Origin of the sequence: Bradyrhizobium sp. SZCCHNPS1003 (assembly GCF_032381555.1) — a bacterium.
Taxonomy (GTDB): Bacteria; Pseudomonadota; Alphaproteobacteria; order Rhizobiales; family Xanthobacteraceae; genus Bradyrhizobium.
Genome location: NZ_JAUHIU010000043.1, coordinates 1 through 2,121 on the forward strand (window position 1 = coordinate 1; position 2,121 = coordinate 2,121).

2 protein-coding genes and 1 pseudogene are annotated in these 2,121 nt (G+C 59.3%); 1 reads left to right on the plus strand and 2 read right to left on the minus strand.

Annotated elements, in window-relative coordinates:
* Nucleotides 1–843 (plus strand): transposase (locus QX126_RS33455; protein WP_315786883.1); only part of this gene is annotated, 843 nt, incomplete at its 5' end.
* A 168-nt stretch (nt 844–1,011) separates the two neighbouring features.
* Here the strand turns inward: QX126_RS33455 and QX126_RS33460 are convergent.
* Both QX126_RS33460 and QX126_RS33465 read right to left on the minus strand, forming a co-directional pair.
* Complete coding sequence (locus QX126_RS33460) at nt 1,012–1,431, minus strand: hypothetical protein (protein WP_315786886.1); 420 nt, start codon at nt 1,429–1,431, stop codon at nt 1,012–1,014.
* Nucleotides 1,432–1,639: 208 nt separating this feature from the next.
* Nucleotides 1,640–2,121, minus strand: a pseudogene (locus tag QX126_RS33465) (hypothetical protein); the annotation flags it as partial.

Genomic DNA, 2,121 nt, shown 5'->3' on the forward strand with positions numbered 1-2,121 from the left:
GCGGGTCGAGCGATCGACGAGTATCTTGCCGTTCTTGATGATGCCGCGTTCGGTGCCGCGACGGAGGTCACGCCCAAGTTTGTATCGCCCTCCGACCCGGCGGCGCGCTGGACGGGAGCGCACGGCGGCCAAGCCTTCTTCGCCTACTCGACGAACTATCTGGTCGACGTCGAGAATGCGATCATCGTCGATGTCGAAGCGACCACGGCGATCCGCCAGGCAGAAGTATTGGCCGCCAAGCGCATGATTGAGCGTTCAATCGAAAGGTTCGATCTTTATCCAAGCCGACTTTTGGGCGACAGCGCCTATGGCTCCGCTGAGATGCTCGGCTGGCTGGTCTGCGAGCATGGGATCGAGCCGCACGTGACCGTCTTCGACAAGTCGGCCCGCACCGACGGGACCTTCTCGCGTGAGGCCTTCACCTACGACCATACCAGGGACGTCTATCGCTGCCCCGCTGGCAAACCCCTCACCACTACGGGGACGCTGGTGAACAACGACACGACGGTCCTCTACCGTGCGAGCAAGCGCGATTGTCAAGCATGCTCTCTAAGAAGCAGGTGTTGCCCCAACACCCCGGCCCGAAAAGTGCCGCGCTCGATCTACGAGGGCGCTCGCGACATGGCACGCGAGATCGCAAGCTCATGGGAAGGCCGCACTTCACGCCGGCTCCGCAAGAAGATTGAGATGCTGTTAGCGCATCTCAAGCGCATCCTCAAGCTAGATCGGCTGCGACTAAGAGGGCCGAACGGCGCACGCGACGAGTTCACCCTCGCTGCAGCCGCTCAGAACCTTCGTAAGATGGCCAAGCTGATCCCGATGCCCGCGCTGACGCCCGCGTGAACCACAACGCGCCAATTCGTCCTCGAAACAGATGGCGTTCACGACGAAACTACTGCCGACTTTTTCAACGGAATCGGTCAAAAGCGGCCTTCCGGTCCTGCTATGGGCTACTTCCGGTTGCGCCCTGCGAGCAGACACAGCTTGACGGAGGAGCAGCCTCCCCGGAGGTTATGGATAATATGCGCTGGGTTCAGGAAGTGCCGTTTCCGGTAAGCGAGTCCCGAACCGGAGGTGTTCGGCGCCTCCGGAGTCGCTATGGGCGCACCAAGAGAAAACTGCCGTCGCGGCAACACTCCTAGGGTCGTCCTCGCCGTTCTCTCCGTGGAAGCGATCGGTCCATTCCCATTTACCAGTCTCATAATTGGGTAGCATGGGGCGCAAACCACGTTGAACAATCGCTGCAACGCAAAGTTTTAGGCCGTCCAGCCAACTCCCGTAATCGAGCTTGTAGCGGCCAAAAGCAGAGTTAAAGATCTCTGCGATTTCAGCCAGACCTATAGGCTCCTTGGCCGGCAAGCCATCGAGGTCATCCAACCATTGGCGGAACGACATGCCAGTCGGTTCGTGCTGCATTTCGCTAAGGTCCATTAGTGCACTCTAGCAGAAGAGTGCGTGCTTGACCGTGTCGCGCCTCGCGGGGAGGGGAGAAGTCTGTTCCGGGTCAAAAGCCGGCTTCCGGTCTCGCCGCGGGTTACTTCCGGTTGAGGCCCGGGAGCGGACATCGCCCGCGCCGACCGAAAGGTCGGCAATGGGCCAGAACCGGAAGTGAACGCGACAAATGGGCTAACGCGAAGGGCTATTTGTCGCCATCAATACGGTGAGCAATGTAGAGATGCGTTTCATAATCGATGTCGAGGCCGCCTCCTTGATCGTCGATTGCTTTTGCAATTTCATCGAGCAGGTCTTCACGCGTCTCTGCCGCAAGTAACCGAACGTCCGACCGCGTGCTCAGAAACTCGGTGTAGCTGGATGCCGTGTGCTGCCATCTCCACAGATAGCACTTGTGTTCAACGGGCCCGAACAACTGCGACTGGTCAAACCAGTCCTTAAACGGGCCGTTCGGTAGGTACCAAGCTTCGGGCGGCGCCCCCCACGAGCCCGTGTGACGTAGCCAAATTTGCTTAAACCGTTCCAGTAAATGTGAGGGTAGTCCGACAGGCACGTGCCCGAAGACGGCTAGTGTTCCGTTAGTCGAAAGCAGTTGGGCGGCTTTTACGAACCGCACTTCCGGGGATACCCAGTGCCACGCCTGTGCCGCAAAGATTAGAGCGAACACTG